Here is a 19730-nt window from a genome sequence, read left to right on the forward strand (position 1 = left end):
GTATGCTTTTATTCAGTTTGATTAAACTTAAATAAGTCCGAGCTCCTTGCCAGTTATTTCAAAAATATTTATGATTTCATCAAGATGTTCTTTCTGATGTGTAGCCATATAACTTGTTCTCATCATTTGTCTTCCTTGGGGAACACCAGGTGAAATGAAAACATTTACAAAAACTCCTCTATCATAAAGTTTTCGCCACATCTGAAATGCGAGTGCATCATCTCCAACAATTACCGGCACAATTGCTGTTCGTCCGTCAATAACATTAAAACCTTTTTCTTTAAGATTTTTTCTCATATAATTAGCATTATCAATAAGCATATTGACCCGGTGCGGTTCAGCTTCCAGAATATCCAATGCTGCTAATGCAGAAGCAACAGAAGCTGGTGTTGGAGAAGCGCTGAATATCAAAGCTGGAGAAAAATGTTTCAAAAAGTTTATTACCCGTTCAGCTCCGGCAACAAAGCCGCCTAACGATGCAAATGTTTTACTGAATGTGCCCATTGTCAGATCAACTTCTTTAACAAGATCAAATTCACTTGCAGTGCCTCTTCCGCCTTTACCAATAACTCCAACTGAATGTGCATCATCAATCATTACTCTTGCTTCATATTTTTTAGCAATTTCTATTAAATGCGGCAGATCAACAATTTCACCGCCTGTGCTAAAAACTCCGTCTGATACAATTAATTTTCCAGCTTCTGAGGGAAGTTTAGAGATTGTTTTTTCAAGATCCTCCATATCATTATGCTTATAGCGGGCGAGCCCTCCTAAAGCACCTTTTGCCATTAAAGTTCCAGCAACAATACAGGCATGGTTGTCTTTGTCCGAAATAACAAAATCATTTCTTTGAACTAATGTTGGAATTACTCCCTGAGCAGATTGATAGCCTGTACTAAAAAGTAATACCGCTTCAACATTAAAGAACTTTGCCAGCCTTGATTCCAATTCAATATGTAAATCAAGAGTGCCGGTTAGATAACGTGAACCGGAACAGCCTGTTCCATATTTCTCAACTGCTTTAATAGCTGCTTCTTTAACATAAGGATGACCAGTTAAACCTAAATAATTATTTGATCCTGCCATTATGATTTTCTTACCTTCAATCATAACTACCGGTCCTTCATTTTCTTCAATTGGTCTGAAGTAAGGATAAAAGCCCATCGCTTTAACTTCATCAGCGCGAGTAAATTCGTAACATTTTTTAAACAGATCCAAAAATTCCTCCTGAGTTTAAAAGGATTAACTAAAAGTGATTCCACTTTTTATTAAATTGTGTGTAAAAATTATCATTAAATAGACTTAAAAACAAATAAACTTAAAATGCATAACAAACAAACAGCAGTAGTAACAGGTGCGAATGGTTTTGTAGGAAGCCATCTGGTAGATAATCTTTTAAGCAAAGGATTTACAGTAAGATGTTTAGTAAGGGAATCAAGTAATCTTAGATGGCTTGAAGGAAAAAATATTGAGTTATTTAAAACCGGATTATTAGATAAGGATGGATTAAGAAAGGCATTTAAAGATGCTGATTATATCTTCCATGTTGCAGGGGTAGTTAAATCTAAAACTAAAGAAGGCTACTTTAAAGGAAATGTTGATACAACCAAAATACTCCTGGAAGTTGCATTAGAATTTAAATCATCAATAAAAAGATTCTTGGTTGTCAGCAGTCAAACTGTTGCTGGTCCATCAACAAAAGAAAAACCGGTTGATGAAAATACAATTCCGGTTCCTATTACAACTTATGGAAAAAGTAAATATGAGGAAGAGAAACTTGTTTTATCTTATAAAGATAAGCTTCCGATAACAATTTGCAGGGCACCGGCAGTTTATGGTGAGCGTGATACAGAAATCTTTATTTATTTTCAAACTTTCAGTAAAGGAATAACTACTACGATTGGATTTGATAAAAAAGAGCTCAGTCTTATTCACGCAGTTGATTTGGTAGAAGGATTCTATCTTGCAGCAGTAAACGAAAAAGCTAAAGGTGAAATTTATTTTATCAGTTCTGAAAAGTTTTATACCTGGCAGGAAATAAATTCGATAACATCAAAAGTCCTGAACAAAAAACCATTAGTGATAAAAGTTCCGCATTTTTTAGTTTATACTATAGCGGCTATCGCACAATTTTTTGCGGTATTTAGTAAGAAACCTGCAACTTTAAACATAGAAAAGGCAAAGGATCTTACACAACAATACTGGACTTGTGATACTTCTAAAGCGGTTAGAGATTTAGGTTATCAACAAAAAATTTCAATTGAAGATGGTATTGAAAGAACAGTAGAATGGTATAAAGAAATGAAATGGTTTTAATTATTCAGAGCACCTTCTTCAATCCATTTTTTAATTCCACGGATTTGTTCGTTTGTTACCGGCTTTGCATAACCTACAGGCGGCATTGGTGGGAATGGCGGTCTAGCTTCAATTGTCCATACTAATTTACTTAAATCCGGTTCACGTGGAAATACAATAGTTGGATCTGCAGTAACACCAGAATAAGTGGAAAGGTCCAATCCTTTTGATGGATTAGGCTGTGCGTGACAACCTGAAAAAGCACATTTAACCTGTAAGATCGGATAAATATTCTCCGCGAAACTGATATTTGACTGAGGCATTGGTTTGGAATCAACATCTTCAACTGTTAAAGTATCATCACACGAAATCAATATTAATGAAAATGCTGTTAAAACTAAAAATCTTAAAATGTTATTGGTGTAAAGAATATTCATAAAGTTCAAAATTACCTGAAACTATTTAATGAATTTGAACAAATATAAAAATGAAAAAATCATTCTATTATTGTTTTGAAATTGGTATTTTTATTTAACCTTTCTATTTTTATAAAAGAAATTTGAAAAATTATCATTTGATGATTTCAATTATAAACAGAATTTCTTTTTACTAATAAAATAGAAAATATCTGGGGCTATAGCTCAGCTGGGAGAGCGTCCCGATGTAATCGGGAAGGTCATCGGTTCACAAATATTAAATTGTGAAAAAATTCAAACTGTTTGTTGAATAATTAAAGACAGAATATTTACTTAGATAAAATAAAAAATTCGGGGCTATAGCTCAGCTGGGAGAGCGCTTGAATGGCATTCAAGAGGTCAGCGGTTCGATCCCGCTTAGCTCCACTTTAACCCACTTCATTGTGGGTATTTTTTTATAGGGGGCTGCAATATTGTGTTGTAACTATTTTATTATTTATGTTGAATGAATTTATTACCTGTTAACAATTATTATAAAAAGATACTAAGGGTTTCATTACCTGCAATAGCTGGTCTTTCAACACAGATGGTCGTTTCAATGGTGGATTCAGCTATGGTTGGCAGGTTAGAAGAAACAACTTATGCACTTGCAGCGATGGGAATCGGAGTTCTCGCGACTTGGGCTCTGGTCAGTTTCTTTTCCAGTTTAGCTACAGGAACACATGTAATTGTTGCCCGAAGATTTGGTCAGGCAAATTATTTAGAATGCGGAAACACATTAAATAACTCACTGATCATTTCATTCAGTATTGGAATAATCGTTACTGTAATTGGTGATTATTTTGCTTCAACAATTGCTGATTTTTTTGCCAGTGATGATATGGTAGCAAAATATGCCTCAGATTATCTGTTCTTCAGATTTTTAGGAATACCTTTTTTTCTTATCTCTGTATCTTTTCGCGGTTTTTTCTTTGGCATAGGTAAAACAAAGGTTTTTATGATCTCTGGAATATTGACAAATTTTTTCAATATTATTTTTAACTATATTTTTATCTATGGTGAGTTTGGAATGCCGAGGATGGGACTTGCAGGTGCTGGTTTAGGTTCTACGCTTGCAACTGTAATAGATGTTTTGTTTTATCTGATAATAATACTTCTGCCGGTATATAGGAAACGATATCAGAACTTCAGATTCTTTAAAGTTGATACTGAAATAATAAAAGGAATCTTTAAAATTTCTTTACCTGTATCGTTTCAGAATGTTTTTGTATTAATAGGATTTTTAAGTTTTGTTTCGATTACTGGAATAATTGGAACAAAGCAGCAAGCAGCTACTCAGGCAATTATATCAACTTTATTTATGTCTTTTTTGCCTCTGTTTGGATTTGGAGCTGCTGTTCAAACACTTGTGGGAAATAATCTTGGGGCAAAGAAATTTCATCTTGCAAAGCTTTATGGATTTGAAACTGTTAAAGTTGCTACGATTTTTACAATTATCCTTGGAATAATTTTTATTTCAATTCCACAATATGTTCTTCTCATTATTACAACTGATTGGGGAATTATTGAAATGGCAAAGCCTGCATTAAGAATAGCTGGAGTAACACAAATATTTTACGCTACCGGTGTTGTATTGGCAAACGCATTACAAGCTGCCGGTAGAACTGTTTTTGTGATGGTAGCCGAAATGGTTACTAATCTTATAATTTTTGTACCATTAGCATATTTGTTAGGTGTTGTATTAGACTTTGGATTAACAGGTGCCTGGATGGCGCTGCCAGGTTATATTATTATTTATTCAATTGCGGTGTTTATCAGATTTAACTCAAAAAACTGGAATACCAATATTCCGATAAATCTGGAAAATTAGTTATATCTGTAAATATGCTTGGTATATTATAGCATTCGGTGTAAAATAAATTGAGAATTATTTTTACATAAAAAACTTGACAATCTTAACTAATGGGAATATATTTTGGTTGTGAAAACAAAAACTTCAACAATTATAGCGGTTTTGCTTCTGATTGCCACAGTTTATGGTGGTGCATTTATTCAGTATTTCCAAGGTAAAAGCGAATCAGATAATATAAAACTTGAATGGCAAACCGGTGAAGAGAATAATCTTCAAAAGTTTGTTATTGAGCGTAAAACACCGCAAAGTAGTTTTGCTGAAGTTGGAACAATTACCCCTAAAGGGAGCAATTCTTATTACTCATATATTGATCAGAATGCCTATAAGACAAATGATCTTATCTTTATCTATCGTTTAAAGATTGTTGACAATAACGGTCAGATTACATATTCCAACGAAACCACTGTCTCTCATAGCATTTCAGGTGTTAAAAGAACCTGGGGCAGTATTAAGGCTATGTTCAGATAATTTGTGAAGTTCTATTCTTCGTTTTCTTTTTTGCTGAACCGGTTTTCTAATAAAAACTTCTATCTCCAATTATTTCTTTATTCTTTCCTCATTTTTTTTATCTCTTGTTCATCTGTAAAAAGAATTTATGATGATACTGCATCTGACAATTATGATTCATTTTATGTACGGGTATTAGTAAATGAAAGACCGGGTAATTTATCTCTTATTGTAAAGGATAAACTCTATTTATCAAATGAGTCGGAAATTATAGCGGAGGTAAAGAGTGGTAATAACTTAAACTTTTCATCAGTTAATGAAAATATAAAGCTGCAAATTGCTGATAAAACTTTTACTGCAGGTGTTTTCTGGATTGAATCTGCTGCCGATAATAAAATTATTGTTATTGATGAGAAAAAATATCGTGGTAAACTGAGGGTGTTTAATTTAAATAATGAAATTAAAATAGTTAATGAATTAAGACTTGAAGATTATGTTAAAGGAGTTATGACCCGTGAAATGCCTGTTGGAAAAGGAAATGACAACTATAATGCTCTTAAAGCATTTTCAATTTGTATCAGAACTTATGCATTTAACCGAATAGCACAAAAAAGAGATTCGTTCGATCTTTATCCTGATACCAGAGATCAGGTTTATGGCGGCGTTGTATCTGAAACCGACTTCACTAATCAGATTGTTGATGAAACAGCCGGACAAATATTATCTTTTGATGGAAAACCAGCACAAGTTTTTTATCATTCAACTTGCGGCGGATTTACTGAAGATGTACAAAATGTTTTTAATTCAGAACAAGTGCCCTATCTTATAAGCATTAAAGATGGTTTAGATCCATTCTGCAAAGTATCTCCAAGATATGAGTGGACTGAAAAATATTCAGAAAGCCTTTTTATTAATAGACTTTTTAATTCAGGGTTATTGAAAAATTCAGATTATTCAATTCAGGACATTTCAGTTGATTCCAGATTTGAATCAGGAAGAGTTAATGAGTTAAAAATTAATTTGATAAACACAGACGGTCAGATAAAAAATATTTCTTTGTTTAGTAATAATATCAGAAGCATTATAAAAACATCTGATGGCAGTTCAATTTTAAGAAGTACAATGTTTAATATAACTTTAGATTCAAATAAAAATGTTCTGATAAATGGAAAGGGTTTTGGACATGGTGTTGGTATGTGTCAATGGGGAGCAATTGGTCAATCAAAACAGGGGATAAGTTATAAAGATATTTTAAATCATTATTATCCAGGAACAGAAATTATTTTAATTGATGATAAATTCTAAAATTCAAATTTATCTTGCTTCAAAATCTCCCAGAAGAAGAAAGTTATTGAAACAGTTAGGTCTCAAATTCAAGTCATTCGGAATTGATATAAATGAAACTGTAAAAAGGAATGAAAAACCTTCTTATGCAGTAGTAAGACTTTCAAGAGAAAAGTTGGAAATTGCAAAAAATCAAATATCAGATGGAATTATAATAACAGCAGATACAATTGTTGTTTTAGATGGAAAGATTTTAGGTAAACCAAAAGATAGTAAAGATGCTTTTAGAACTTTAAAGTTACTAAGCGGTCGTACTCATATAGTTTATACTGGATTCTCTGTCTTTAATTCGATTAATCAAAAAACCATTTCTGAATATGAAAAGACTAAAGTAACTTTTCATAATCTTTCTGATCAGGAGATAAAAAAATATGTAGCATCTGGAAGCCCAATGGATAAAGCTGGTGCTTATGGAATTCAGGATGATTTTGGGGCTGTGTTTATTAAAAAGATTAACGGGTGCTATTATAATGTAGTAGGTTTACCTTTGGCAAAATTATACCGCGCATTATCAAGGATTATTTAATGCTGAAACTGCTGCATAAGAAAATATTATTATCTATTGCTCTTGCTGCAATTGTCTATCTGGCTTTTATAATCTATGCTGACTATCAGAAAATCATCTTGTCTTTCAGCAGATTTAGTTGGTGGTTAATGCCTATTCTATTATTCCTTTCACTGGGTAATTATTTAACCAGATTTTTAAAATGGCAGTATTATCTTAAGATCATTAAAGTTAGTCTGAAATTTTTCGATTCACTTGCAATATTTCTATCCGGTTTAGTAATGAGTGTTACACCCGGGAAAATGGGAGAGTTATTAAAATCTTATCTTGTAAAGCAAGTTAACAGCACACCAGTTAGTAAAACAGCGCCGATCATTTTTGCAGAAAGGATTACGGATTTTTTAGCATTAACCTTATTATCAGTTTTAGGTGCTTATTATTTTAATTACGGAAAAATAATTGCTGTAATAATATTAGCAATAATTCTTATTGGAATTATTATCCTCACTAATCGAAAAGTGTTTGAATTGATTATTCGTTTGGCACTAAAAATAAATTTTCTAAAAAAGCATGTTTTAAAAATGCAAAACATTTACGATTCTTCTTCTGCTTTACTATCTTTTTTTCCACTCATAACTATGACTGCTTTAAGTGCATTTTCCTGGGGACTGGAGGGAATAGGTTATTATATAGTTATTTCAAACTTTAACTCAGGTTTTAGTCTTATATGGTCTTTATTTAGTTATAGTTTTGCAACAATTGTAGGTGCAGTTTCAATGCTGCCCGGGGGATTAGGAGTAACAGAAGGTTCCTTAACTCTGATGTCTGTTCAACAAGGGCTTTCGGAAAATGATGCTACTGCTTCAACATTTATAATAAGAGTAGTTACTTTATGGTTTGCTGTTTTAATTGGTGCTATCGGGCTGATAATCTATCAAAAGAAGTTTGGTAAAGAGATTTCATTTGAAAATGATTGATAATTTATCGTTTTTATAAACATCTGTAATGATACTGATAATGAGGTTTTAAATCTGTAAAATAAAAATGAATTTGAAACTTAAGCTTTACATTACCTTGATTTTAGAAAGCCCTATTGATATATTTTGACAGGTAATTTTATATAGAAAGGAGTTTGATATGCCACGTGATAATAATCTTGCAAAAGGATTTTTTATAGGATTTCTAGCTGGGGGTACTGTAGGTGCAATTATTGCGCTGTTAACAGCTCCCAAAAGCGGTAAAGAACTAAGAGCTGATATAAAATCGAAATCAGAAGAGTATTTGGATGAAGCTGAAAAATATCTTGCTGAGGCAAAAGACAAAGCAAGAGAGTTGATAAATGAAGGCAAAAAGAAATCTGAAAGAATAATTCTTGATGCAAAATCAAAATCAGAAGATATTTTAAAAGATGCTGAAAAGATTTTTAAAGATGCAAAAGTTAAAACAACTGAAGCTTTTCAGGCAGGAAAAGAAAAAGTTGAATCTGAAGCCGAAAGGTTAAAGTCTTCTGTTAAAGCAGGGATTGATGCTTATAAGGAAGCAAAAAACTCTTAAAGTTAATTTATGGATGTAATACAAATCTTTACTATAATATTAATTGCATCTGCTTCTGCACTTTGTATTGCACTGATTTTCTATTTGAATAAAATAGTAAAATCAGTGCAGTCCGTTGATAAGAATATTAAAGAGCTTGCTGCCAACCTTAAGCCGCTTATTCAATCATCTCTTCAGCTTTCCGAAAATTTAAGTCAAATAACATCTGATGCTAAGGAACAATTAAAAATTTCCCGGTCGGTTATTAATGATGTTAAAGAACGCGCTGATAAAATATTGAATTTAGAAAGCAAAGTCCGAACCGGTATAGAGGATGCCATTATGCCTTTAGTTAATAACCTAACTGCAATCGGAAAAGGAATTGATACATTTTGGAGAAGTTTTAAAAGTAAGTAATCGTTTTTTATTCTCACCTTTAATTTATTAGGAGGAATTCCCTTGAAAGAATATGGACCTGAATTAATACGTAATATAGCATTTATTGGACATGGTGGAAGCGGTAAGACTTCTTTATCAGAAGTATTATTATACACTGCCGGAGAAATTAATCGTATAGGAAACGTACTGGAAGGTAATACTGTATCAGACTATACCTCAAATGAAATTGAAAAACAGATATCTATCTCAACATCCTTAATGCATATCGAATGGAACGGAAAAAAGATTAATATCCTTGATACACCCGGTTATTCTGATTTTATGGGCGATGTAAAATCAGCTCTTAAGGTCTGTGATACTGCAGTTATGATAATTAAATCTGCCGAAGGAATTGAAGTTGGTTCTGAAGTTACAGGAAAATTTGTTAACGAGTTTAAATTACCATCTGCTATAATTATTAATAAAGTTGATAACGAACATTCAACATTTGAAGAGACTCTGGAAAAAACAAAAGAAAGATTAACTTCAGGTGCGATAGTTGTTACTTTTCCTGTTTCAGAGGGTCTAAACTTTAATGCAGTTGTTGATGTTATAAAAATGAAAGCTTTTACCTATGGTGATGCTGGTTCAAAAAAAGTGACCGAAAGTGAAATACCTGCCAATCTAAAGACTAAAGCCGATGATTACCGGACTCAACTGATTGAAAAAATTGCTGAAAGCAGTGAAGAGTTAATGAATAAGTATTTTGAAACAGGATCTTTATCAGATTCTGATATCGAAACCGGACTCAAAGCTTCAATAATAAGCAGAAGTTTCTCTCCTGTATTTGCAATCTCTGCCAACAAAGCAGTTGGATTAAATAACTTTCTGGATTTTGTAACACAATATTTCCCTTCACCAGCTGACCGCGGCGGCGAAGAGGCACAATTATCTGGCAAGAGCGAAAAAGTATTAGTTAAACCAGACTCTGCAGGTGAACCAGTTTTGTTTGTATTTAAAACCGTAGCTGAACAGCATGTCGGTGAACTTTCTTTGTTCAAAGTTTACTCCGGTACAGTTAAAGCAGGTTTGGATTTAATAAATGAATCGAATGGTAAGACAGAGAGATTAAGTCAGCTTTCAATATTAAACGGAAGAAATAGAAAAGATGTAACACAGATAACAGCCGGTGATCTTGGTGCAGTTGTAAAATTAAAAGATACTCATACTAATAATACATTAGCATCAAAAAGTCTTTCTGTAATTATTGATGAGATAGAATTTCCTGAAGCTGTTATAAGAAGTGCAATTTTGCCAAAAGCAAAGGGCGATGAAGATAAAATTGCATCCGGCTTGCATACACTACACGAAGAAGACCCTTCATTTTTTGTAAAGTATGATCCCGAAATATCTCAAACAATTATTTCGGGACAGGGAGAACTTCAACTTGCTCTTGCTGCCAAGAGATTAAAAGAAAGATACAAAGTTGATGTTGATCTTATTGAACCTAGAATTCCATACCGCGAAACTATCAAAGGCAGAGTAGATGATGTAGAATACAAACATAAAAAACAATCGGGCGGTAGAGGACAGTATGGTCACGTTCATTTTAAGATGGAACCTTTGCCAAGAGGAACAGGATTTGAATTTGTTGATGCAATTGTGGGCGGTGTTGTTCCGGGAAGATTTATACCTGCTGTTGAAAAGGGAATAGCTGAAATTATGAATAAAGGAGTGCTTTCAGGCAACAAAGTAGTTGATGTTAAAGTTACACTGCATTTTGGTTCTTATCATGATGTTGACTCTGATGAAATGTCTTTCAAGCTAGCTGCTATCCAATGTTTTAAAAAAGGATTCTTAGAATGTAAACCCTGTTTACTTGAACCAATTTATGAAATTGAAGTTGTTGTACCTGATGAATATATGGGCGATGTAATGGGAGATATCTCAAGTAAACGCGGTAAGATATTAGGTATGGATTCTGATGGAAAATTTCAAATAATTAAAGCGCTTGTTCCTTTATCCGAGCTTCACAAATATTCTTCACAATTACGCAGTTTAACACAAGGCAGGGGAGTGCATAAAAGAAAATTCTCTCATTACGAAGAAGTGCCTAAAGAAGTTGAGCAAAAAGTAATCGAAGAATATAATAAATCAAGAGAAGAGGATAAGTAATATTTACAGCGGAGTTATACTCCGCTTTTTTTTGTTAGGTTAAAAATGGAAAAACTTTGGTCTCCCTGGCGTTCAAAATATATTGAATCATTTAATTCAAATCCGGATTTATCCAAGTGTATTTTTTGTGAAATTGCTTCTTTAAGCCCGAATGAGCCAGATAACCTTATTGTTTACAAAGATAAATTTACATTTACATTGTTAAATCTATATCCATATAATAATGGTCATCTGATGATAGTGCCTTATAGACATACAAACGACTTTATTACTTTAAGCAAAGAAGAATATTCCGAATTAATGAAAAATTTACAACTTGCTCAGCAGGCACTTTCAAAAGTTATGCATCCTCACGGTTTTAATATTGGCGCTAATATTGGTAAGACAGCCGGAGCCGGGATTGAAGACCATATTCATTTTCACATAGTACCGAGATGGAACGGAGACTCTAATTTTATGCCTGTGATTGGCGAAGTTAAAGTGATATCTCAGGACCTTCTTGAAACTAAATCCAGATTAATCCAAGCTTATTCAGAACTGCTGAAATAGAATAATTCATTAATCTATTAATTACAATATTTTCAGAAATAACTTGAAAAATCTACTAATCCTTTTAATTGCAGTTATTGCATTTTATGGCTGTGATAATAAAATTGCTAAACCTGTAGACGGCAAAACAACTCCGCTTGTATTACGCGATGGACTTCTTTATCCTGATTCAACTTCTCAGATTCCGTTTACTGGCAGAAATAAATCAAAAGCATTGGAGCATTATGTTGAGTATGATGTTGTTGATGGAATTAAAGAAGGAGATTTTATTATTTATTTCCCAAACAATAACATTGAAATGATTGGGAAAATGTCAAATAATAAAAACGTTGGTAAGTGGAAATATTATAGACCGGATGGAACTTTAGAAACACTCGGTGATTATGTTGATGATTTACCGTCAGGAAACTGGACATGGTATTCACCTGATGGGATAGTTGTTGAAGAAGGATCCTACAAAGATGGTAAAAGAGTTGGCAAATGGAAAAGTTACGATTCAACAGGTACTCCAACAATCATCAGAACATATGAAGATGATAAATTAATTGATTCAGTTTCGGTTACAGAAAACTGAAAATCATCTCACTGACATCTGCTTGATTTAAAAAATATTATACACTATTTTTGTGCGCTTAAAAATTTGGGCCCATAGCTCAGTTGGTTAGAGCATCTGACTCATAATCAGAGGGTCGGTGGTTCAAGTCCATCTGGGCCCACTTAAAAAGGCTGAAAGTCTGACGATTTCAGCCTTTTGTTTTTATTAAAAAGGATTTTCTGAATAACTGCATTTTATTCGTTCTGAATAAGTCCCGGAATCTATTCGATTATTTTTAAGCATTAAAACATTTTTGATTTGCCGCTGCCGGAATGATTGAAATAAGCTGGATTTCTTGTAAGTCTTTAAAGACAATTATCTTCCATTTCTTTTTCTTAGGAAATATTAGACTTAAAGTTTTTCTTTAATTATTTTTGATTCAGCCTGATTGATAAATTATTAATTGATATTTACAATTACATGTAATTTTTTCAAACAGGGAGTTGGTGGAGCCTTCATAATTCAGAATTGAAATTAAAAACAAAAATTGAAATTAATACTAACTCAATGACTGATACCAAGTCAGAGCACATAAAAGAATACCTTAAAAAAGTTAAATCTGCCAATAAAGAGCTTACCAAGAAAGAAGCCTTTAAAGATTTACTAAATCGCTTATATTCTAACGATAAAGAAATAACCAGATTGATTGATAAAATTACTCTCGGGGCTGAAAAAACAATTTTCAACATTCCACGCAAAGATAAAATTCATAAAGGCAGAGCTGATACTCTGTTTAATAATATAATTATTGAATTTGAAAATGACCTTAAGATCACACTTGTACATGCAAAAGAGCAGCTCGCTGGTTATTTACTCGGGCAGTTAAGATCAGGTGAAGGTTATAATTTTACTTTAATAGCCTCAGATTTTGTTAATTGGAAAGTTTTTGTGCCGGATGTTAGTCAACTTGACAGGATTGAAAATCTTCAGGAACATGAACTTATCCTTAACGAAGTTAAAAGCTCTGCTTTTGTTTTGAATGAAAGAAACTCTGAAGAATTTTACTATTGGATTGACAGGTTTCTTTTTAAAGAAGTTAAACAAAAGGCTACACTAAAGGGAATTGAAGAAGCATTTGGTTATCAAAGTTACATTTTTATTGAGTCCTTCCGTGAACTTAATAAGTGGTTTAACGAAGCAAAGAAGTTTGGTGAAGTTCAGGTTTCTTTTGAACAGTGGAGTAAATTTTTGAGTATTGCGTATGGAAGTTTTGATGCACGTGATAACAATTTTCTTATCCACACTTATCTAAGTATTTTCTCAAAGATGCTTGCTTACAGTGTTGTTTCAAGCGATGATTATATTGATGATTCCGAATTAAAGGGTATCCTTGATGGCACAATCTTTCACAGGTTTAACATTCGCAATTTTGTTGATAACGACTTTTTCCACTGGATAAATACCGGACGAAGTTTTAACAATCTGAAAAAAGTTTATCGTCTTATTGCACAGGAAATTTCCAACTTTGATTATCAGAATGTTGATGAAGATGTACTGAAAGGTGTTTATCAGGAGCTTATTGATATTGATACAAGACATTCGCTTGGTGAGTATTATACGCCCGATTGGCTTTGCGAAAGAATTGTTCAAGAGTTTGAATTCAAGAAATCGGATAAAATATTAGATCCTGCTTGCGGCAGCGGCTCTTTTCTCAGAGCAGCAATTCACAGAATACGCGAACTAAATCCAGACGTATCGGTTGAAGAATTAAACGAACAGATTTATGGAATTGATATTCACCCTCTTAGTGTGCAGATAACAAAAACAACTTTACTCTTAGCACTTGGCAAAGAAGTTATAAATGCACAAAAACCTGTTCATCTTAACATAATTCTTGCAAATACACTGCTTGCACCAGAAGGAGTTCAGAACTTGTTTGGCGGCGAGTTTCAGATGAATATTGATAAGGAAAAATATTTTCTTACAACACAGGTGCTTGATGATGTTAAAATGTTTGATAAAGCTTTAAACCTTTGCGATGAACTTGCAGAACAAACAATGGGGAAGAAAAAAGAAACTGAAGATGTGTTTGAAAACATTTTCAGAAAACATTTTAAGGGAAGCGGAATTACTGCACGGGTTATAGAAAGCTTTTATAAAATATACACAGGATTAAAATCTGTAAAAGAAAAAGGAAGGGATAGCATCTGGAAATTTATAGTGCAGAACTCATATAAACCTTATTTTCTTGCAAACAAGTTTGATTATGTAATCGGTAACCCGCCGTGGTTTACTTACAGCTCGATAAGAAATGAAGATTATCAAAACATACTTAATGCTCTTGCTGAAAAGTATGAAGTTAAGCCTGATGAAGTCAAGAATTTTACCAATCTGGAAATTGCTGCTATCTTTTTATCATATTGTAGTAGCTATTTCCTAAAAGATAATTCTCATCTTGCATTTGTATTGCCAAGAAGCTTTTTCAGTGCTGATCATCATAATAATTCCAGAACAGGAAAATCAAAAGGTTACAGGATTATAAATCTCTGGGACTTTAAAGATGTTAAGCCACTGTTCAGAGTTCCAAGTTGCGTGTTCTTTGTTCAAAAAGAAGAAAAGCAAAGAAAGATTACAAGCAAAGGATTACCTGGTAAAACTTTTACTGGCGATTTAAAATCACATAATTGTAAGCTTTCGGAGGCAAAGGAATTAAGTGAAGTTGAAGAAAATTGGTATTTAAGAAAACAGGGAAAATCTACAGCGTTTTCAAATCAGAAATCAAGTTCAAGTAAAGAAGAAAATCCTTACAAAAAATTATTCAAAAGAGGAGCAGAGATAACACCAAGGAATTTTTATTTTATTGAATTAACACAAGAAATTCCGCCTGATTGGGATGACAGAATAATAAACATTCAGACTTCGGCTTCATCCAAAAAAGAAGCTAAGAAACCATGGAATTTAGTTGATATGCATGGAAGGATAGAAAGCAAATTTTTATTCAGAACTGCTCTTGCAAAAAGTATTTTACCTTTTGCATTGATAAATCCTGATTTAATTACTTTACCAATTGAAGTTAATAAAACTGATGGGTTAAAAGATATAAAACTATTTTCGGTTGAGGAATTAAGAGAAGAAGGATTTCTTAATGCGTCAAAGTGGTTTCAGAATGTAGAAAGATTCTGGGAAGTTTCTAAGACAGCAGCGAACAAAGATTTGACTTCAATCGACTACCTGAATTATCACAATAAACTTTTAAGCCAGAACTTGAATGCCGAATATGTTGTTATTTACAATTCATCTGCGAAAGATGCTAATGCTACTGTCGTAAACAGAAATGATTTAGATTTAGAATTCTTAGTTGACACTAAAGCTTATGTTTACTTTACATTGAACTCTAATGAAGCTTACTACTTAACGGCAATATTGAATTCAAAAATTCCCAATGAATTAATGAAGGATTTTCAATCCAAAGGATTATTCGGTGCAAGGGATGTTCACAAAAAGATTCTCGACATTTACTTTCCGCGTTTTGATGAAACAAATGAAGTTCATAAAAAGCTTGCAGAATTAAGCGAAACATCACACAAAAAAGCAGCAAAATATTTAGAGGACAATCCACCACAAAAAGAACTAACCGCCACACGTCTCGGCAAACTCCGTCTCGACATAAAGAAACACCTTTCCGAAGAGATGAAGGAGATAGATAAGCTGGTGAAGAAGGTTGTGGGGTGAGGTATGCCAACAATTAATTTTAAAGGAGGTTAATATGTCATTATACTTATCAAAAAGTGATTTTAAAGTAGCATATGATTGTCCTGCCAAGCTCTACTATAAGAAAAAAGGTTACCCAAATATAAAAGATCTAGATGAATACCTTCAACATCTAGCCCGTGGAGGTTATATGGTAGGAAAACTAGCAACATTACTTTATCCATCAGGCATCCTGATAGATACTGGCACTGATCACGAGAAAGCAATTGCACAAACAAGTTCTTATTTACAAAAGCAAGATGTAACATTATTCGAAGCGGCAATCGAAAGCAATAGAAAACTTATAAGAGTAGATATTCTTGAGAAAAAAAATAAGAAAGTGAATTTAATCGAAGTTAAATCCAAGTCTTATGAAACAACCACGGATGAAAAAAAGCAAAAAAAGATATTTAAAGAGCTTGAAGAATATATTATTGATGTTGCTTTTCAGTACTTTGTTATTCAAGAAGCTTTCCCAGAGTGGGATGTTACATCCTATCTTTATTTACCGGATAAGGCTAAGAATACGAGCATTGAAGGGTTAAATTCTTTCTTCGAAATAAAAGAAGTTATAGTACCTGATAGCAAGTTTAGAAAATATGACGTTGCATTCGACTATAAGCATTTAGATGAATTATTGAAAGATGATTTAATGACTTTGGTGAATGTAAATGAAAAAGTAGTAGAACTTCAAAATATTATTAAAGAAAAAACTGAAAGTTTTTTAGCTTCTTTAGAGAAGGAAATAAAGAAAATAAAAATCCCAGTTAACAAGGATTGCTTTAAGTGTGAATATAAATTGGTAAATGATAAATTTCCTCTTAGTGGTTTTGATGAATGTTGGAAAGATTATCCACGAGTTGACCATCATATTAGTGAATTGTATTATATTGGTTCCATTGGTGGATGGAAAAATCCTCTAGCAAACCAACTTATTAATCAAAAAAGAATTTCCCTTGCTGATTTTCCACTCGAGTCATTAAAAGATGGAGATCGCGCAATTAGACAAAAAATCCAAATCAAGAGCACACTGGAAAACAAAGAATGGATTAATAAGAATCTAAAAGATGAATTAAATAAACTAGATTATCCTTTACACTTCATTGATTTTGAAACAACAATGACTGCATTACCTTTCCATAAAGGTATGCGTCCCTATGAAGTTATTAATTTTCAATGGAGCTGCCATACAATTAAAAAAGTTGGAGAAAAACCTGTACATTCAGAATGGATTAATCTTGAACCTTCTTTTCCCAGTTTTAAGTTTGCGGAATCATTAATGAATGCTATTGGAAGTGAAGGCACTCCCCTGATGTGGTCACATTATGAAAATACTATGTTAAAAACCATTTATAACCAATTTGCTAAATACGGGTATCAAAATCCTGAACTTAAAGAGTGGTTAGAATATATGGTAAAGTTTGATAAGAACGATGAAGGCAGATTTGTGGATATGAATAGAATTGCCTTCAATAATTATTTTCACCCGGCAATGAAAGGTAAAACTTCGATTAAATGGACATTGCCAGCAATCTTAAGTTCAAATACTTCTGAAACTATAGAGAAATATCTTCTGGACTTTGAATCAGGACTTTCACTATTGAAAAAAGACGAACAAGGAAAATTAATTGATCCATATAAACTCTTACCTGAAATTGAAATTTATGATAGAGCTGAATCAATTGAAGATGGTACAGGCGCTATGAGAGCCTATGAAGATGTAATGTTTGGTTTACGAAAAGGTAGCGAAATTGAATTAGAAAAATATAAACAGGCATTGTTGCGTTATTGCAAACTCGATTCGCTTGCAATGGTTATCATTTGGGAATATTGGACTAGTTGAAATGAAAAACAAATATCAAAGAGCTAGAATATTAATTATAGATAGAGAACTCTCAAAAGGTAAGACAGTAAAAACTCAAGAAATTAGACGTTTAATTTCCCAAGCGGGAATAAACGTGAGTTTACGACAAATTGAAAAAGATTTAGAGCACATGAAAGAAGATTTACCAATAGGATATGAAGCCCCTCTCTCATACGATACAAGAAGAAAAGGATATTTTTATACAGATCCAAATTTTACAATTCAAGCTTTTGGACTTAAATCTGAAGATATTATGACCTTACTTTTTTATGCAAGGACATTGGAACAATATAATGGTTTTAAAATATTTGAAAACATTTTGAAAACTATTGAAAAAGTGATCGATAATTCTGGAATAGCAAAAAACACAAAGGAGTTAGTCGCAGATAGAACACTTCTACAAACTGAAAAAATACAGATGAGTAAAGGTGTTGAGTTAATTCAACCTATTCTAAAAGCAATTTTAGAAAAACAAATAATTGAATTTAACTATCAAAAATTTGAGGATTCAAATCCTAGCAAGAAGTTATTGTCGCCAATATTGTTAAAAGAGGATAAAAATTATTGGTATGTTATTGGACTTGTGAATGAAAAAAACACACCTACAACTTTTGCATTAGATAGAATAAGTAGTTTAATAATTACTAATAAGTATTTTACGCCGCCTTCTTTTGACTTTGATAATTATTTTAAATATTCCTTTGGCATAACAGTCCCAGATACAAAACCAATTAAAGTAATACTATCTTTCTCGGAGTTTCAAGGAAATTATATAAAAGCATTACCAATTCATGAAACTCAAAAAATAATAAAGGATAACAAAAACGAACTGCGAATTTCTATTCAAGTCAAACCAACATATGAATTTTACTCAAAAATATTAGGTTATGGTTCTGATGTAATAGTAATATCACCTCGTTCAATTGCGAAAGAAATAAAGCAACAGCTCCAGACTGCTCTAAAGAATTATAAATAACTTCAGAGTTTTATTTTATTTTTTCAATATGACGAACTCACAATTCGCTGAATTCATTTATTTTAAATGTAAATCATTGTGATTGAATAATTAAACGCAATTAAATATGTCAAAAAATTATAAAATATTATCGTTGGACGGTGGAGGAATAAAAGGTGTTTTCACTCTTGGGGTTTTATCACAGTTTGAAAATTTTTTAGGAAAACCTATTAACAATTATTTCGATTTGGTTGTCGGTACATCAACCGGTGGAATTATAGCCCTTGGTTTAGGGAAGGGATTTTCTGCAAATGATCTTCTGGAATTTTATACTAAGATGGGTTGCGATATTTTTTCTGGCAATCGGCTTTTGAATGCCCTAAAGCATTGGGGTTTTTCTAAATACAAGAATGAAATTTTGAGAAAATATTTAGAAGAAAAATTTGGAGAAACAAAATTAGGAGAGTCGAAAATCAGACTCGTAATCCCAAGCCAGAATCTTGATAATGGAGAACTAAATCTATTTAAAACTGCTCACCATAATGATTTTAAGAACGATTATAAATTAAAAATGTCAGAGATTGCCCTAGCCACTTCAGCCGCACCGAGCTATTTCCCAGTCTTTAAAGCAACAAATGGTTTGTATTTAGTTGATGGCGGTCTATATGCGAACAATCCAATCGCAATTGCTGCAGTTGAGGCAGTTGGAATTTTAAATTGGCCCTCCTCAAATATTTGTATTCTTAGCATAGGATGCACGCATGAGGCAATTGATATACAAACAGCAAAGAAGTATTCTTTTGGAAAAGGATATTGGGCAAGTAATTCTTTAAAGTTAATTATGAAAGGGCAATCATCGGCTGCGCTTGGTATGGCAGTTCATCTTACTAATCGTAATGTAGTAAGAATTGATGAGACTGTTGCTAAGGGTAAATTTTCACTTGATTCAATTTCTGGAATTGAAAACTTAAAAGGTCTTGGTTATGATAAAGGGAAAAAAGAATTTCAAAATATTAAAGAAAAGTTTTTTTCAGAATCAGCGAAAGAATTTATACCAATACATGAATTATAA

General features: G+C 32.6%; 17 protein-coding genes and 2 tRNA genes. 17 read left to right on the plus strand and 2 right to left on the minus strand.

Going from position 1 to position 19730, the window contains the following annotated elements; translation table 11 throughout:
- Positions 1 to 27 precede the first annotated feature (27 nt).
- Positions 28 to 1218 (minus strand): pyridoxal phosphate-dependent aminotransferase family protein, encoded by a 1191-nt coding sequence (locus ROY99_09480; protein MDT3696611.1) that lies wholly within the window; start codon positions 1216 to 1218, stop codon positions 28 to 30.
- 105 nt (positions 1219 to 1323) lie between these two features.
- On the opposite strand from ROY99_09480, the gene ROY99_09485 reads away from it, so the two are divergent.
- Positions 1324 to 2316, plus strand: a complete 993-nt coding sequence (locus tag ROY99_09485) for an NAD(P)-dependent oxidoreductase (GenBank protein ID MDT3696612.1) — start codon at positions 1324 to 1326, stop codon at positions 2314 to 2316.
- Here ROY99_09485 and ROY99_09490 read toward each other — a convergent pair.
- Entirely contained in the window at positions 2313 to 2732 is a 420-nt protein-coding gene (locus ROY99_09490; GenBank protein ID MDT3696613.1) for a hypothetical protein, read from the minus strand. The two genes, ROY99_09485 and ROY99_09490, sit on opposite strands and share 4 nt — an antisense overlap.
- Positions 2733 to 3064: 332 nt before the next feature.
- Here ROY99_09490 and ROY99_09495 point away from each other — a divergent pair.
- The 16 genes from ROY99_09495 (at position 3065) to ROY99_09570 (ending at position 19730) form a co-directional block, all read left to right on the plus strand.
- Positions 3065 to 3137, plus strand: a tRNA-Ala gene (locus ROY99_09495).
- Positions 3138 to 3216: 79 nt separating this feature from the next.
- Positions 3217 to 4581 carry an MATE family efflux transporter gene (locus ROY99_09500; GenBank protein MDT3696614.1) on the plus strand — a complete coding sequence of 455 codons (1365 nt, stop codon included), beginning with the start codon at positions 3217 to 3219 and terminating at the stop codon, positions 4579 to 4581.
- Between the two features lie 111 nt (positions 4582 to 4692).
- Positions 4693 to 5091 carry a hypothetical protein gene (locus ROY99_09505; protein ID MDT3696615.1) on the plus strand — a complete coding sequence of 133 codons (399 nt, stop codon included), beginning with the start codon at positions 4693 to 4695 and terminating at the stop codon, positions 5089 to 5091.
- A gap of 3 nt (positions 5092 to 5094) precedes the next feature.
- Positions 5095 to 6375 carry a SpoIID/LytB domain-containing protein gene (locus tag ROY99_09510; GenBank protein MDT3696616.1) on the plus strand — a complete coding sequence of 427 codons (1281 nt, stop codon included), beginning with the start codon at positions 5095 to 5097 and terminating at the stop codon, positions 6373 to 6375.
- Entirely contained in the window at positions 6362 to 6940 is a 579-nt protein-coding gene (locus ROY99_09515; GenBank protein ID MDT3696617.1) for a Maf family protein, read from the plus strand. Before ROY99_09510 ends, ROY99_09515 begins: the two co-directional genes overlap by 14 nt.
- A complete protein-coding gene (locus ROY99_09520) occupies positions 6940 to 7896 on the plus strand; it encodes a lysylphosphatidylglycerol synthase transmembrane domain-containing protein (protein ID MDT3696618.1) in 957 nt (318 codons plus the stop codon). The genes ROY99_09515 and ROY99_09520 overlap by 1 nt, the downstream gene beginning before the upstream one ends.
- Before the next feature lie 160 nt (positions 7897 to 8056).
- Positions 8057 to 8473 carry a YtxH domain-containing protein gene (locus ROY99_09525; protein MDT3696619.1) on the plus strand — a complete coding sequence of 139 codons (417 nt, stop codon included), beginning with the start codon at positions 8057 to 8059 and terminating at the stop codon, positions 8471 to 8473.
- Positions 8474 to 8482: 9 nt separating this feature from the next.
- A complete protein-coding gene (locus ROY99_09530) occupies positions 8483 to 8869 on the plus strand; it encodes a hypothetical protein (GenBank protein ID MDT3696620.1) in 387 nt (128 codons plus the stop codon).
- A 42-nt stretch (positions 8870 to 8911) separates the two neighbouring features.
- Entirely contained in the window at positions 8912 to 11005 is a 2094-nt protein-coding gene (fusA, locus tag ROY99_09535; GenBank protein ID MDT3696621.1) for an elongation factor G, read from the plus strand.
- 45 nt (positions 11006 to 11050) lie between these two features.
- Entirely contained in the window at positions 11051 to 11554 is a 504-nt protein-coding gene (locus ROY99_09540; protein ID MDT3696622.1) for an HIT domain-containing protein, read from the plus strand.
- A 43-nt stretch (positions 11555 to 11597) separates the two neighbouring features.
- Positions 11598 to 12128, plus strand: coding sequence for a hypothetical protein (locus tag ROY99_09545; protein MDT3696623.1), 531 nt, complete (start codon positions 11598 to 11600; stop codon positions 12126 to 12128).
- Positions 12129 to 12196: 68 nt separating this feature from the next.
- A tRNA-Ile gene (locus ROY99_09550) sits at positions 12197 to 12270 on the plus strand.
- A 347-nt stretch (positions 12271 to 12617) separates the two neighbouring features.
- Positions 12618 to 15821 carry an N-6 DNA methylase gene (locus ROY99_09555; protein MDT3696624.1) on the plus strand — a complete coding sequence of 1068 codons (3204 nt, stop codon included), beginning with the start codon at positions 12618 to 12620 and terminating at the stop codon, positions 15819 to 15821.
- A gap of 34 nt (positions 15822 to 15855) precedes the next feature.
- Positions 15856 to 17682, plus strand: coding sequence for a DUF2779 domain-containing protein (locus tag ROY99_09560; protein MDT3696625.1), 1827 nt, complete (start codon positions 15856 to 15858; stop codon positions 17680 to 17682).
- Position 17683: 1 nt separating this feature from the next.
- Positions 17684 to 18679: a WYL domain-containing protein gene (locus ROY99_09565; GenBank protein MDT3696626.1), complete on the plus strand. Its 996-nt coding sequence runs from the start codon at positions 17684 to 17686 to the stop codon at positions 18677 to 18679.
- 106 nt (positions 18680 to 18785) lie between these two features.
- Positions 18786 to 19730: a CBASS cGAMP-activated phospholipase gene (locus tag ROY99_09570; GenBank protein MDT3696627.1), complete on the plus strand. Its 945-nt coding sequence runs from the start codon at positions 18786 to 18788 to the stop codon at positions 19728 to 19730.

The organism is Ignavibacterium sp., from assembly GCA_032027145.1.
Classification (GTDB): Bacteria; Bacteroidota; Ignavibacteria; order Ignavibacteriales; family Ignavibacteriaceae; genus IGN3.

Bases quoted from the DNA above. Each gene is read 5' to 3' on its own strand.
- ROY99_09490 (MDT3696613.1), bottom strand. From the start codon at position 2,732: ATGAATATTCTTTACACCAATAACATTTTAAGATTTTTAGTTTTAACA.
- ROY99_09520 (MDT3696618.1), top strand. From the start codon at position 6,940: ATGCTGAAACTGCTGCATAAGAAAATATTATTATCTATTGCTCTTGCT.
- ROY99_09565 (MDT3696626.1), top strand. From the start codon at position 17,684: ATGAAAAACAAATATCAAAGAGCTAGAATATTAATTATAGATAGAGAA.
- ROY99_09570 (MDT3696627.1), top strand. From the start codon at position 18,786: ATGTCAAAAAATTATAAAATATTATCGTTGGACGGTGGAGGAATAAAA.
- ROY99_09540 (MDT3696622.1), top strand. From the start codon at position 11,051: ATGGAAAAACTTTGGTCTCCCTGGCGTTCAAAATATATTGAATCATTT.
- ROY99_09530 (MDT3696620.1), top strand. From the start codon at position 8,483: ATGGATGTAATACAAATCTTTACTATAATATTAATTGCATCTGCTTCT.
- ROY99_09485 (MDT3696612.1), top strand. From the start codon at position 1,324: ATGCATAACAAACAAACAGCAGTAGTAACAGGTGCGAATGGTTTTGTA.
- ROY99_09515 (MDT3696617.1), top strand. From the start codon at position 6,362: ATGATAAATTCTAAAATTCAAATTTATCTTGCTTCAAAATCTCCCAGA.
- ROY99_09500 (MDT3696614.1), top strand. From the start codon at position 3,217: ATGAATTTATTACCTGTTAACAATTATTATAAAAAGATACTAAGGGTT.
- ROY99_09525 (MDT3696619.1), top strand. From the start codon at position 8,057: ATGCCACGTGATAATAATCTTGCAAAAGGATTTTTTATAGGATTTCTA.
- ROY99_09560 (MDT3696625.1), top strand. From the start codon at position 15,856: ATGTCATTATACTTATCAAAAAGTGATTTTAAAGTAGCATATGATTGT.